The 12,905-nt window shown below is 50.1% G+C and carries 14 protein-coding genes and 1 other annotated feature; all 14 genes read left to right on the forward strand.

Annotated features, from left to right (window positions below):
• The first annotated feature begins 148 nt into the window (after positions 1 to 148).
• The 14 genes from thrS to selO all read left to right on the forward strand — a co-directional run bounded on the left by thrS (position 149) and on the right by selO (position 12,905).
• The gene (gene thrS / locus A7098_RS04620) at positions 149 to 2,077 is read left to right on the forward strand and encodes a threonine--tRNA ligase (protein ID WP_001144207.1); all 1,929 of its coding nucleotides are present in this window, start codon (positions 149 to 151) and stop codon (positions 2,075 to 2,077) included.
• Between the two features lie 3 nt (positions 2,078 to 2,080).
• A complete protein-coding gene (gene infC, locus A7098_RS04625) occupies positions 2,081 to 2,623 on the forward strand; it encodes a translation initiation factor IF-3 (RefSeq protein WP_001700733.1) in 543 nt (180 codons plus the stop codon).
• 92 nt (positions 2,624 to 2,715) lie between these two features.
• Entirely contained in the window at positions 2,716 to 2,913 is a 198-nt protein-coding gene (gene rpmI, locus A7098_RS04630; protein WP_001124225.1) for a 50S ribosomal protein L35, read from the forward strand.
• 52 nt (positions 2,914 to 2,965) lie between these two features.
• Complete coding sequence (rplT, locus tag A7098_RS04635) at positions 2,966 to 3,322, forward strand: 50S ribosomal protein L20 (RefSeq protein WP_000124850.1); 357 nt, start codon at positions 2,966 to 2,968, stop codon at positions 3,320 to 3,322.
• A 116-nt stretch (positions 3,323 to 3,438) separates the two neighbouring features.
• Positions 3,439 to 3,563, forward strand: a sequence feature (Phe leader region).
• Entirely contained in the window at positions 3,445 to 3,489 is a 45-nt protein-coding gene (gene pheM, locus A7098_RS23840) for a pheST operon leader peptide PheM (RefSeq protein WP_001386830.1), read from the forward strand. Its footprint overlaps the feature before it by 45 nt.
• A gap of 210 nt (positions 3,564 to 3,773) precedes the next feature.
• Complete coding sequence (gene pheS / locus A7098_RS04645; protein ID WP_000018588.1) at positions 3,774 to 4,757, forward strand: phenylalanine--tRNA ligase subunit alpha; 984 nt, start codon at positions 3,774 to 3,776, stop codon at positions 4,755 to 4,757.
• 14 nt (positions 4,758 to 4,771) lie between these two features.
• Positions 4,772 to 7,159 (forward strand): phenylalanine--tRNA ligase subunit beta, encoded by a 2,388-nt coding sequence (gene pheT / locus A7098_RS04650; protein WP_105280413.1) that lies wholly within the window; start codon positions 4,772 to 4,774, stop codon positions 7,157 to 7,159.
• 4 nt (positions 7,160 to 7,163) lie between these two features.
• Positions 7,164 to 7,463, forward strand: a complete 300-nt coding sequence (ihfA, locus tag A7098_RS04655) for an integration host factor subunit alpha (protein WP_001229265.1) — start codon at positions 7,164 to 7,166, stop codon at positions 7,461 to 7,463.
• A 100-nt stretch (positions 7,464 to 7,563) separates the two neighbouring features.
• On the forward strand, positions 7,564 to 8,544 hold the full coding sequence (gene btuC / locus A7098_RS04660; RefSeq protein WP_000956541.1) for a vitamin B12 ABC transporter permease BtuC: 981 nt from the start codon (positions 7,564 to 7,566) through the stop codon (positions 8,542 to 8,544).
• Positions 8,545 to 8,606: 62 nt separating this feature from the next.
• On the forward strand, positions 8,607 to 9,158 hold the full coding sequence (btuE, locus tag A7098_RS04665) for a bifunctional thioredoxin/glutathione peroxidase (RefSeq protein ID WP_001154183.1): 552 nt from the start codon (positions 8,607 to 8,609) through the stop codon (positions 9,156 to 9,158).
• Positions 9,158 to 9,907 (forward strand): vitamin B12 ABC transporter ATP-binding protein BtuD, encoded by a 750-nt coding sequence (gene btuD, locus A7098_RS04670; protein WP_000029447.1) that lies wholly within the window; start codon positions 9,158 to 9,160, stop codon positions 9,905 to 9,907. The genes btuE and btuD overlap by 1 nt, the downstream gene beginning before the upstream one ends.
• Before the next feature lie 77 nt (positions 9,908 to 9,984).
• A complete protein-coding gene (locus tag A7098_RS04675) occupies positions 9,985 to 10,449 on the forward strand; it encodes an NlpC/P60 family protein (protein ID WP_001209788.1) in 465 nt (154 codons plus the stop codon).
• Positions 10,450 to 10,692: 243 nt separating this feature from the next.
• Entirely contained in the window at positions 10,693 to 11,406 is a 714-nt protein-coding gene (locus A7098_RS04680; RefSeq protein ID WP_105280414.1) for an EAL domain-containing protein, read from the forward strand.
• 62 nt (positions 11,407 to 11,468) lie between these two features.
• On the forward strand, positions 11,469 to 12,905 hold the full coding sequence (selO, locus tag A7098_RS04685) for a protein adenylyltransferase SelO (protein WP_085460663.1): 1,437 nt from the start codon (positions 11,469 to 11,471) through the stop codon (positions 12,903 to 12,905).

Raw genomic sequence — 12,905 nt, forward strand, 5'->3', positions numbered from 1 at the left:
TGGGTGTAGGTCTGGCATCGCTAATCAGCATGTTGTGACATATTTCGCAGAGTGAAGCGGGAATCAGCCCAAACCTTTTTGGTAAATTTCATATGAATCTTTGTATGTGATCTTGCGTATGGGTCACCACTGCAAATAAGGATATAACATGCCTGTTATTACTCTTCCTGATGGCAGCCAACGCCATTACGACCACGCTGTCAGTCCCATGGATGTTGCGCTGGACATTGGTCCAGGTCTGGCGAAAGCCTGTATCGCAGGGCGCGTAAATGGTGAGCTGGTTGATGCTTGCGATCTGATTGAAAACGACGCACAACTGTCGATCATTACCGCAAAAGACGAAGAAGGTCTGGAGATCATTCGTCACTCCTGCGCGCACCTGTTAGGGCACGCGATTAAACAACTTTGGCCGCATACCAAAATGGCAATCGGCCCGGTTATTGACAACGGTTTCTATTACGACGTTGATCTTGACCGCACGTTAACCCAGGAAGATGTCGAAGCACTCGAGAAGCGGATGCATGAGCTTGCTGAGAAAAACTACGACGTCATTAAGAAGAAAGTCAGCTGGCACGAAGCGCGTGAAACGTTTGTTAAACGCGGCGAGAGCTATAAAGTCTCCATCCTGGACGAAAATATTGCCCATGATGACCAGCCAGGCCTCTATTTCCATGAAGAATATGTCGATATGTGCCGTGGTCCGCACGTACCGAATATGCGTTTCTGCCATCATTTCAAACTGATGAAAACGGCAGGCGCTTACTGGCGCGGCGACAGCAACAACAAAATGTTGCAGCGTATTTACGGTACTGCGTGGGCAGATAAAAAAGCCCTCAACGCTTACCTGCAGCGCCTGGAAGAAGCCGCTAAACGCGATCACCGTAAAATCGGTAAGCAGCTTGACCTGTATCATATGCAGGAAGAAGCACCGGGTATGGTCTTCTGGCACAACGACGGCTGGACAATCTTCCGCGAACTGGAAGTGTTCGTTCGTTCTAAACTGAAAGAGTACCAGTATCAGGAAGTAAAAGGTCCGTTCATGATGGACCGCGTCCTGTGGGAAAAAACCGGTCACTGGGACAACTACAAAGATGCGATGTTCACCACGTCTTCAGAGAACCGTGAATACTGCATTAAGCCGATGAACTGCCCGGGGCACGTACAAATTTTCAACCAGGGGCTGAAGTCGTATCGCGATCTGCCGCTGCGTATGGCCGAGTTCGGTAGCTGCCATCGTAACGAGCCGTCAGGTTCTCTGCATGGCCTGATGCGTGTACGTGGTTTTACCCAGGATGACGCGCATATCTTCTGTACTGAAGAACAAATTCGCGATGAAGTTAACGGATGTATCCGTTTAGTCTATGATATGTACAGCACTTTTGGCTTTGAAAAAATCGTGGTCAAACTTTCCACTCGTCCTGAAAAACGTATTGGTAGCGACGAAATGTGGGATCGTGCTGAGGCGGATCTGGCGGTTGCGCTGGAAGAAAACAACATCCCGTTTGAATATCAACTGGGTGAAGGCGCTTTCTACGGTCCGAAAATTGAATTTACCCTGTATGACTGCCTCGATCGTGCATGGCAGTGCGGTACAGTACAGCTGGACTTCTCCTTGCCGTCTCGTCTGAGCGCCTCCTATGTAGGCGAAGACAACGAGCGTAAGGTTCCGGTAATGATTCACCGCGCAATTCTGGGGTCAATGGAACGTTTCATTGGTATCCTGACCGAAGAGTTCGCTGGTTTCTTCCCGACCTGGCTTGCGCCAGTGCAGGTTGTTATCATGAACATTACCGATTCTCAGTCTGAATACGTTAACGAATTGACGCAAAAACTATCAAATGCGGGCATTCGTGTTAAAGCAGACTTGAGAAATGAGAAGATTGGCTTTAAAATCCGCGAGCACACTTTGCGTCGCGTCCCATATATGCTGGTCTGTGGTGATAAAGAGGTGGAATCTGGCAAAGTTGCCGTTCGCACCCGCCGTGGTAAAGACCTGGGAAGCATGGACGTAAATGAAGTGATCGAGAAGCTGCAACAAGAGATTCGCAGCCGCAGTCTTAAACAATTGGAGGAATAAGGTATTAAAGGCGGAAAACGAGTTCAAACGGCGCGCCCTAACCGTATCAATGGCGAAATTCGCGCCCAGGAAGTTCGCTTAACAGGTCTGGAAGGCGAGCAGCTTGGTATTGTGAGTCTGAGAGAAGCTCTGGAGAAAGCAGAAGAAGCCGGAGTAGACTTAGTCGAGATCAGCCCTAACGCCGAGCCGCCGGTTTGTCGTATCATGGATTACGGCAAATTCCTCTATGAAAAGAGCAAGTCTTCTAAGGAACAGAAGAAAAAGCAAAAAGTTATCCAGGTTAAGGAAATCAAATTCCGTCCTGGTACAGATGAAGGCGACTATCAGGTAAAACTCCGCAGCCTGATTCGCTTTCTGGAAGAGGGTGACAAAGCCAAAATCACACTGCGTTTCCGTGGTCGTGAGATGGCGCACCAGCAAATCGGTATGGAAGTGCTTAATCGCGTGAAAGACGATTTGCAAGAACTGGCAGTGGTCGAATCCTTCCCAACGAAGATCGAAGGCCGCCAGATGATCATGGTGCTCGCTCCTAAGAAGAAACAGTAAGGCCATCAAGTAATCATTCCTGTGAGCTTCGGCTCACAGGGTGATTCGCCTTTGTTTCTGTTTATCAACAATGCGAAGTGGAAGTTATTAAAATGCCAAAAATTAAGACCGTACGCGGTGCTGCTAAGCGCTTCAAAAAAACCGGTAAAGGTGGTTTTAAGCACAAGCACGCTAACCTGCGTCACATTCTGACCAAAAAAGCGACCAAACGTAAACGTCACCTGCGTCCGAAAGCCATGGTTTCCAAAGGCGATCTGGGTCTGGTAATCGCGTGCCTGCCGTACGCATAAGCCGTTAACGTTTTTAACTTTTTAATTAGAATATAGATACAGGAGAGCACATATGGCTCGCGTAAAACGTGGTGTTATTGCACGCGCACGTCACAAGAAAATTTTGAAACAAGCTAAAGGTTACTACGGTGCGCGTTCTCGCGTATACCGCGTTGCCTTCCAGGCTGTTATCAAAGCTGGTCAGTATGCTTACCGTGACCGTCGTCAACGTAAGCGTCAGTTCCGTCAACTGTGGATTGCGCGTATCAACGCAGCAGCACGTCAGAACGGTATTTCTTACAGCAAATTCATCAATGGCCTGAAAAAAGCCTCTGTTGAAATCGACCGTAAGATCCTGGCTGATATCGCTGTATTCGACAAAGTAGCGTTCACCGCTCTGGTTGAAAAAGCGAAAGCAGCTCTGGCATAAGCCAGTTGGAAGAGGGAGCTAGTCTCCCTCTTTTCGTTTCAACACCATCAGAACATTGACTTTTATCGTCGCAGCCTTTTCAATAAAGGTCTTTTGAAGAGTACCAAAAGGTAACGCAAGCAATGAATGCTGCTATTTTCCGCTTCTTTTTTTACTTTAGCACCTGACACCAGGAGGCTAGCGCGTGAGAAGAGAAACGGAAAACAGCGCCTGAAAGCCTCCCAGTGGAGGCTTTTTTTGTATGCGCGTTTTGAAGAATAAAAAGCTTGTCTCATCAGGCGTAATTATCGCCGCCATTCTGGACACGGACAGTGCGGAGAAACCGGAGCGTACTTTTCAGTACGTGAGGCTTTCGAGCACTGCCCAGGACAAAATGGCAAGTAAAATAGCCTGATGGGATAGGCTCTAAGTCCAACGAACCAGTGTCACCACTGACACAATGAGGAAAACCATGTCACATCTCGCAGAACTGGTTGCCAGTGCGAAGGCGGCCATTAGCCAGGCGTCAGATGTTGCCGCGTTAGACAATGTGCGCGTCGAATATTTGGGTAAAAAAGGGCACTTAACCCTTCAGATGACGACCCTGCGTGAACTGCCGCCAGAAGAACGCCCGGCAGCCGGTGCGGTTATCAACGAAGCGAAAGAGCAGGTGCAGCAGGCGTTGAATGCGCGTAAAGCCGAACTGGAAAGCGCGGCGCTGAATGCGCGCCTGGCAGCGGAAACTATTGATGTCTCCCTGCCTGGTCGCCGTATTGAAAACGGCGGTCTGCATCCGGTGACTCGGACCATTGACCGTATCGAAAGTTTCTTCGGTGAGCTTGGCTTTACCGTGGCGACCGGACCGGAAATCGAAGACGATTATCATAACTTCGATGCTCTGAATATTCCTGGTCACCACCCGGCGCGCGCTGACCACGACACTTTCTGGTTTGATGCGACCCGTCTGCTGCGTACCCAGACTTCTGGTGTACAGATCCGCACCATGAAAGCTCAGCAGCCGCCGATTCGTATCATCGCGCCTGGACGTGTTTATCGTAACGACTACGACCAGACCCACACGCCGATGTTCCATCAGATGGAAGGCCTGATTGTTGATACCAATATCAGCTTCACCAACCTGAAAGGCACGCTGCACGATTTCCTGCGTAACTTCTTTGAAGAAGATTTGCAGATTCGTTTCCGTCCTTCTTATTTCCCGTTCACCGAACCGTCTGCAGAAGTTGACGTCATGGGTAAAAACGGCAAATGGCTGGAAGTGCTGGGTTGTGGGATGGTGCATCCGAACGTGCTGCGTAACGTTGGTATCGACCCGGAAGTTTACTCTGGTTTCGCCTTCGGGATGGGGATGGAGCGTCTGACCATGTTGCGTTATGGCGTCACCGACCTGCGTTCATTCTTCGAAAACGATCTGCGTTTCCTCAAACAGTTTAAATAAGGCAGGAATAGATTATGAAATTCAGTGAACTGTGGTTACGCGAATGGGTGAACCCGGCGATTGATAGCGACGCGCTGGCGAATCAAATCACCATGGCGGGTCTGGAAGTTGACGGTGTAGAACCGGTTGCCGGTAGCTTCCACGGCGTGGTTGTTGGTGAAGTGGTTGAGTGTGCCCAGCATCCGAATGCGGACAAACTGCGTGTGACCAAAGTCAATGTCGGCGGCGATCGCCTGCTGGATATCGTCTGCGGTGCGCCAAACTGCCGTCAGGGGCTGCGTGTGGCGGTAGCGACCATTGGTGCTGTTCTGCCGGGCGATTTCAAAATTAAAGCGGCGAAACTGCGTGGCGAACCGTCTGAAGGGATGCTGTGCTCCTTCTCTGAGCTGGGTATTTCTGACGATCACAACGGCATTATCGAACTGCCAGCGGATGCGCCAATTGGCACCGACATCCGCGAATACCTGAAACTTGATGATAACACCATCGAAATCAGCGTTACGCCAAACCGTGCCGACTGCTTAGGCATCATTGGTGTTGCGCGTGACGTGGCTGTGCTGAATCAACTACCGCTGATTGAACCGGAAATCGTTCCGGTTGGTGCGACCATCGACGACACGCTGCCGATTGCAGTAGAAGCGCCGGAAGCCTGCCCGCGTTATCTTGGCCGCGTTGTAAAAGGTATTAATGTTAAAGCGCCAACCCCGCTGTGGATGAAAGAAAAACTGCGTCGCTGCGGTATTCGTTCCATTGATGCGGTAGTTGACGTGACCAACTATGTGCTGCTCGAACTGGGTCAACCGATGCACGCTTTCGATAAAGATCGTATTGAAGGCGGCATTGTGGTGCGGATGGCAAAAGAGGGTGAAACGCTGGTGTTGCTTGACGGTACTGAAGCGAAGCTGAATGCAGACACCCTGGTCATTGCCGATCACAACAAGGCGCTGGCGATGGGCGGCATCTTCGGTGGCGAACACTCTGGCGTAAATGAAGAAACGCAAAACGTCCTGCTGGAATGTGCTTTCTTCAGCCCGCTGTCTATCACCGGTCGTGCTCGTCGTCATGGTCTGCATACCGATGCGTCTCATCGTTACGAGCGTGGTGTTGATCCGGCACTGCAGCACAAAGCGATGGAACGTGCGACCCGTCTGCTGATTGACATCTGTGGCGGTGAAGCTGGTCCGGTAATCGATATCACTAACGAAGCAACGCTGCCGAAGCGTGCGACCATCACTTTACGTCGCAGCAAACTGGATCGTCTGATTGGCCATCATATTGCAGATGAGCAGGTGGCCGACATTCTGCGCCGTCTCGGCTGTGAAGTGACCGAAGGTAAGGACGAGTGGCAGGCAGTTGCGCCGAGCTGGCGTTTCGACATGGAGATTGAAGAAGATCTGGTCGAAGAAGTGGCGCGTGTTTACGGCTACAACAACATCCCGGATGAACCGGTACAGGCAAGCCTGATTATGGGCACTCACCGTGAAGCTGACTTGTCACTCAAGCGCGTGAAAACGCTGCTCAACGACAAAGGCTATCAGGAAGTGATCACCTATAGCTTCGTTGATCCGAAAGTCCAGCAGATGATCCATCCGGGCGTTGAAGCGTTACTGCTGCCAAGCCCGATCTCCGTTGAAATGTCGGCAATGCGTCTGTCTCTGTGGACTGGCCTGCTGGCAACCGTGGTGTACAACCAGAACCGTCAGCAAAACCGCGTGCGCATTTTTGAAAGCGGTCTGCGTTTCGTACCAGATACTCAGGCACCGTTGGGCATTCGTCAGGATCTGATGTTAGCTGGTGTGATTTGCGGTAACCGTTACGAAGAGCACTGGAACCTGGCAAAAGAGACCGTTGATTTCTATGATTTGAAAGGCGATCTTGAATCCGTACTCGACCTGACCGGTAAACTGGCTGACGTTGAGTTCCGTGCAGAAGCGAATCCGGCACTGCATCCGGGACAATCCGCAGCGATTTATCTGAAAGGTGAACGTATTGGTTTTGTTGGGGTTGTTCATCCTGAACTGGAACGTAAACTGGATCTTAACGGTCGCACTCTGGTGTTCGAACTGGAGTGGAACAAGCTCGCAGACCGCGTGGTGCCTCAGGCGCGCGAGATTTCTCGCTTCCCGGCGAACCGTCGTGACATCGCCGTTGTGGTCGCAGAAAACGTTCCTGCTGCGGATATTTTATCCGAATGTAAGAAAGTTGGCGTAAATCAGGTAGTTGGCGTAAACTTATTTGACGTGTACCGTGGTAAGGGTGTTGCGGAGGGGTATAAGAGCCTCGCCATTAGCCTGATCCTGCAAGATACCAGCCGTACACTTGAAGAAGAGGAGATTGCCGCTACCGTCGCCAAATGTGTAGAGGCATTAAAAGAGCGATTCCAGGCATCATTGAGGGATTGAACCTATGGCGCTTACAAAAGCTGAAATGTCAGAATATCTGTTTGATAAGCTTGGGCTTAGCAAGCGGGATGCCAAAGAACTGGTTGAACTGTTTTTCGAAGAGATCCGTCGCGCTCTGGAGAACGGCGAACAGGTGAAACTCTCTGGTTTTGGTAACTTCGATCTGCGTGATAAGAATCAACGCCCGGGACGTAACCCGAAAACGGGCGAAGATATTCCCATTACAGCACGGCGCGTGGTGACCTTCAGACCCGGACAGAAGTTAAAAAGCCGTGTCGAAAACGCTTCGCCCAAAGACGAGTAATCTGATCTAACTAAAAAGGCCGCTCTGCGGCCTTTTTTCTTTTCACTACTGGCGAGTCACCGTAAAATCAACGAAATGACTCTTCAGCAGAACGGATACCATGCTGACACTTGCCCGCCAACAACAGCGACAAAATGTACGCTGGTTATTTAGCCTGTCAATATTAATGCTGCTGGCGCTTCTTTTAAGCCTTTGTGCTGGTGAACAATGGATCTCGCCAACTGACTGGTTTACTCCACGAGGCGAGCTTTTTGTCTGGCAAATACGTCTTCCACGCACGCTGGCTGTATTGCTGGTTGGTGCTGCGCTGGCGTTATCCGGCGCAGTAATGCAGGCGCTATTTGAAAACCCGCTTGCAGAACCAGGGTTACTCGGCGTCTCTAATGGTGCAGGTGTAGGGCTTATCGCCGCTGTATTGCTGGGGCAAGGGCAATTACCTGAGTGGGCGCTGGGGCTTTGTGCCATTGCTGGTGCACTCATTATCACTTTAATTCTCCTGCGTTTTGCCCGCCGTCATCTTTCGACCAGCCGATTATTGCTGGCGGGAGTTGCATTAGGGATTATCTGTAGCGCATTAATGACGTGGGCCATTTACTTTTCCACATCGGTTGATTTACGTCAGTTAATGTACTGGATGATGGGCGGCTTTGGCGGCGTTGACTGGCGGCAAAGCTGGCTGATGGTGGCGTTGATCCCGGTGTTGTTGTGGATTTGCTGTCAGTCCAGACCGATGAATATGTTAGCTCTTGGCGAGGTCTCGGCGCGACAGCTGGGGTTGCCTCTTTGGTTCTGGCGCAATGTGCTGGTAGCAGCGACCGGCTGGATGGTCGGCGTCAGTGTGGCGCTTGCTGGTGCTATTGGATTTATTGGTCTGGTGATCCCACATATTCTGCGGCTGTGTGGGTTAACCGATCACCGTGTTTTACTTCCTGGCTGTGCTCTGGCAGGCGCTACGGCATTGCTACTCGCCGATATTGTCGCTCGTCTGGCACTGATTTCCGCCGAGCTGCCAATTGGTGTAGTCACCGCTACGTTGGGCGCACCGGTGTTTATCTGGCTATTGTTAAAAGCAGGACGTTAGCCGCAAAAAGACGGTCTATGATTAAAAGCTAAGATTTTTACTGACCACATCCAGGAGACACGATGCAAGATTCCATTCTGACCACTGTAGTGAAGGATATCGACGGTGAAGTGACCACGCTGGAGAAATATGCCGGTAATGTACTGTTGATTGTCAATGTCGCCTCAAAGTGTGGCTTAACGCCGCAATATGAGCAGCTGGAGAATATTCAGAAAGCCTGGGCCGATCGTGGTTTTGTCGTGCTGGGATTCCCGTGTAACCAGTTTCTGGAGCAAGAACCGGGCAGCGATGAAGAGATTAAAACTTACTGCACCACCACCTGGGGGGTGACGTTCCCGATGTTCAGTAAGATTGAGGTCAATGGCGAAGGTCGCCATCCGCTGTATCAAAAACTGATTGCCGCAGCGCCGACCGCAGTCGCGCCGGAAGAAAGCGGATTCTATGCGCGCATGGTCAGCAAAGGTCGTGCACCGCTGTACCCTGATGATATTTTGTGGAATTTTGAGAAATTCCTGGTAGGCAGAGATGGCAAAGTCATCCAGCGTTTTTCCCCGGATATGACGCCGGAAGATCCCATTGTGATGGAAAGTATTAAACTGGCGTTGGCAAAATAATGTCTATTGTGATGCAGTTGCAGGATGTAGCGGAATCAACCCGCCTGGGGCCGCTTTCGGGTGAGGTTCGGGCAGGGGAGATCCTGCATCTGGTGGGGCCGAACGGCGCGGGTAAGAGTACCTTGCTGGCGCGAATGGCCGGAATGACCGGCGGTAAGGGAAGCATTCAGTTCGCGGGGCAACCACTGGAAGTATGGTCCGCAACAAAACTCGCGCTGCATCGCGCCTATCTTTCACAGCAACAAACACCGCCATTTGCTATGCCGGTCTGGCATTACCTGACCCTGCATCAGCATGATAAAACGCGTAGCGACCTGTTAAACGATGTCGCCGGGGCGCTGGCTCTTGATGACAAACTCGGACGCAGCACCAATCAACTTTCCGGCGGTGAATGGCAACGTGTACGTCTTGCTGCGGTAGTGCTGCAAATCACACCACAAGCCAATCCCGCAGGCCAATTACTGCTTCTTGATGAGCCGATGAACAGCCTTGACGTTGCGCAACAAAGTGCGTTAGACAAAATTCTGAGCGCGCTGTGCCAGCAAGGGCTAGCGATTGTGATGAGCAGTCACGATCTCAATCACACATTGCGTCACGCGCATCGGGCATGGCTGCTAAAAGGTGGAAAATTATTGGCCAGTGGACGCAGGGAGGACGTTCTGACACCGCCGAACCTGGCGCAGGCCTATGGGATGAATTTCCGCCGTCTGGACATTGAAGGTCACAGAATGCTGATTTCGACAGCCTGATAACAATAGCATCTTGAAAATCGGGTAATTTCGACGCTAAATTAATGCAAGAATAAAAAACAGAGGATTCGTACGGAATGCGTTTCTGCCTTATTTTAATCACAGCACTGTTTCTGGTCGGGTGTAGCCACCATAAAGCGCCGCCACCAAACGCCAGACTTTCTGACTCTATTACCGTGATTGCTGGTTTGAACGATCAACTACAAAGCTGGCATGGTACACCTTATCGTTATGGTGGTATGAGTCGTCGCGGGGTTGACTGCTCAGGCTTTGTGGTCGTAACGATGCGCGATCGTTTCGATTTGCAGTTGCCGCGTGAAACAAAGCAACAGGCCTCTATCGGTACTCAAATTGATAAAGACGAGTTGCTGCCAGGCGATCTGGTTTTCTTCAAAACCGGCTCTGGGCAAAATGGTTTACATGTGGGTATTTATGATACCAACAACCAATTTATTCACGCCTCTACCAGTAAAGGGGTGATGCGCTCTTCCCTTGATAATGTCTACTGGCAGAAAAATTTCTGGCAAGCGAGACGAATCTAGTATGTCGAAAAGGACGGTGATGATACATCACCGTCCTTTTACTTCTGAATACCGTAGTATTTTTCAGACAAAAATTCCGTAAATGGAATATTCGTTTATAATTAGAATAATCTAAAAAAGGACCCATGAAAAAGTGGTTAACAAGGAACAAATGAAAGTTATCCCTTCTGTTTTTTTTATACTTTATGGCCTCATCCTTTTTAGCCGGATTTGTAAAAATATTTCTGGAGAAGGGCGATTACCATGAAGATTTTACTGGATAATGTTTATCATTCTGATTGCTATTTCCTGCCGATAAGAGATAGCCGGCAAAATCTTGTTGGGGTTGAAATAATAACCCATTTCTCCAGTGAAGACGGTATGGTTCGCATCCCGACGACGCGGGTTATGGCGCAGCTTTCTGAGGAACAGCATTGGCAGCTATTTGCAGAGCAGTTAGAATTACTTAAATCATGCCAACATTTTTTTATTCAACACAAAATTTTTGCATGGATTAATTTAACGCCACAAGTAGCAAAATTATTATTAGGTGCTAATAATTACGCAAACCAACTATTAAAATTTCCTTTTGTTGAATTGCGGATTAATGAAAATTATCCACAACTTAATGAGGGGAAAGATAATTGTAATCTCTTGCGCTTATCTCAAATTTGTCCATTGGTGTTGGGGGATTTAGGTGCGGGTAACAGCACCATGAAAGCAATATTTGATGGTCTTTTCACTCGAGTTATGTTGGATAAAGGCTTTGTTCAGCAACAAATAGCTAATACATCCTTCGCACCATTTATTCGTGCTATTCATACGCAAATTTCGCCTTGTTGCAGCTATATCATTGCGGCAGGTATCGATACCCCAGGAATGTTGGCGCGAATCACACCGTATGGTTTTCATGCCCTACAAGGATGCTTATGGCCTGCAGTTCCCGTAAGTCAGGTAACAACGCTGGTTCAGCGATAACCCTTTTGTTTGCTGGTGTTTAAGATGAGGGTAACCGTCTACACTATCAGACAGGAGGATCTATGACCCTGTCTTTTATTACCCGCTGGCGCGATGAATTGCCAGCAACCTATACAGCACTTTCCCCCACGCCTTTAAATAACGCCCGGTTGATTTGGCATAATGCAGAACTGGCTAACACGCTGGGTATTCCCTCGTCGCTGTTTGAAAGTGGCGCCGGCGTGTGGGGGGGAGAAACATTACTACCTGGCATGTCGCCACTGGCGCAGGTCTACAGCGGTCATCAGTTTGGCGTCTGGGCGGGCCAGTTGGGTGACGGGCGTGGCATTCTTCTCGGTGAGCAACAACTCGCCGATGGCACAACAATGGACTGGCATCTGAAAGGGGCGGGGCTGACGCCTTATTCGCGAATGGGCGATGGACGGGCGGTATTGCGCTCTACGATTCGTGAAAGTCTCGCCAGTGAGGCGATGCATTATCTGGGTATTCCTACGACGCGCGCTTTAAGCATTGTTACCAGCGATACGCCAGTTTATCGGGAAACGGTAGAATCAGGCGCGATGTTAATGCGCGTGGCACAAAGCCATCTGCGATTTGGTCACTTCGAACACTTTTACTATCGCCGCGAGCCGGAAAAGGTTCGCCAGTTGGCTGACTTTGCCATCCGACATTACTGGTCACATCTTCAGGATGATGAGGATAAATACCGTCTCTGGTTTACCGATGTTGTCGCACGTACCGCGTCGTTAATGGCTAACTGGCAGACAGTCGGTTTTGCTCATGGTGTTATGAACACTGACAACATGTCGATTCTTGGCCTGACCCTCGATTACGGGCCGTTCGGCTTCCTCGATGATTACGAGCCTGGCTTTATCTGTAACCACTCGGATCATCAGGGGCGTTATAGTTTTGATAATCAGCCTGCCGTCGCGTTGTGGAATTTACAGCGTCTGGCACAGACATTGTCGCCATTTATTTCTGTAGATGCGCTCAATACGGCGCTGGACAGCTATCAACAGGTTCTGTTGACGCATTACGGACAACGTATGCGGCAGAAGCTGGGCTTTATGACGGAGCAGAAAGAGGATAACGCGCTGCTGAATGAATTATTCAGTCTGATGGCGCGTGAGCGCAGCGACTATACCCGTACATTCCGCATCCTTAGCCTGGTTGAACAGCGCAGTCCGGCATCGCCACTGCGTGATGAGTTTATTGATCGTGCGGCATTTGATGACTGGTTTGCCCGTTATCGGGCGCGTTTGCAGCAAGATAACGTCACCGACAGCGAACGTCAGCAACTTATGCAAAGCGTCAATCCGGCGCTGGTGTTGCGCAACTGGCTGGCACAACGAGCCATTGAGGCGGCGGAACAGGGCGATATGACGGAATTACACCGCCTGCATGAGGCGTTGCGAAATCCTTTCAGCGACAGAGATGATGATTATGTCAGCCGCCCACCGGACTGGGGCAAACGACTGGAAGTCAGCTGTTCGAGTTAA

This window comes from Escherichia sp. MOD1-EC7011, from assembly GCF_002965005.1.
GTDB classification, from domain to species: domain Bacteria; phylum Pseudomonadota; class Gammaproteobacteria; order Enterobacterales; family Enterobacteriaceae; genus Escherichia; species Escherichia ruysiae.